General features: G+C 46.6%; 1 protein-coding gene and 1 pseudogene. Both read left to right on the forward strand.

The window, feature by feature from the left end:
- Positions 1–375: pseudogene (locus ACFIJZ_RS10005) on the forward strand (phage tail protein); the annotation flags it as partial.
- A 1-nt stretch (position 376) separates the two neighbouring features.
- The coding region (locus ACFIJZ_RS10010; RefSeq protein WP_375632015.1) for a DUF4815 domain-containing protein at positions 377–723 on the forward strand (347 nt) is incomplete at its 3' end.

Below are 723 nucleotides of genomic sequence, written 5' to 3' on the forward strand. Positions count from 1 at the left end.
AGAGACAGCCAAAATAGCGTGATTGGGTATCGCAGATGCTATGCTGTAGCGCCTGTCGAACAAGCTTTGGATGGTGTTTACAGCCATTGTGGCGGCAGATTCCAGCCCTCCTCGATGGGCACGGCGCTTTTTCTGGCAGCACGCACAGACTTTCACGATGTTGATGGGAAACAAGCAGCATTTGTTTCCATTCTCGTTCACGGCATTCCCAAACAAGATGTCCCCCTTGATATCCCCCCTCTTGATATCCCCTTTGGCAAACTTTGGTGTGATGCCAATGAACTAAATGGTGGTGTAGAGATACTCAAAACACCCATCAATATTCCTTTGCGTGCCGATGTTCGCGAACAATTCAAGATTTTATTGAGGTTTTAATATGAAGCATGAAAGTGGTTTACCCTTTGCAATTGACAGATCTCGCGGCAAAGAGGAACAACAAAGCGTTGTCTTTTATGGCACGCGTCCCTTTATTCAAAGTGGTGAACTCAATGAGGTTCAAACCATCATCAGGGGGCGGCATGACCGCTTGGGGCGCCTTGTTGCAAAAGAAGGAGACCGCGTTGAACGGGCTGATGCTTTTGTCAACAAAGACACAAGGACCGTCACTTTAACGGATGGCAAGATTTATATTGCTGGTGATATCTTCCCAGTCTCTGAAGCTGTACTCAACAATGTTGCCATGATTGGACGCTTGGAAATTGGTGTGAAGCTGCAAAAAAAATG

This window comes from Bartonella sp. CL70QHWL, assembly GCF_042194855.1.
Taxonomy (GTDB): domain Bacteria; phylum Pseudomonadota; class Alphaproteobacteria; order Rhizobiales; family Rhizobiaceae; genus Bartonella.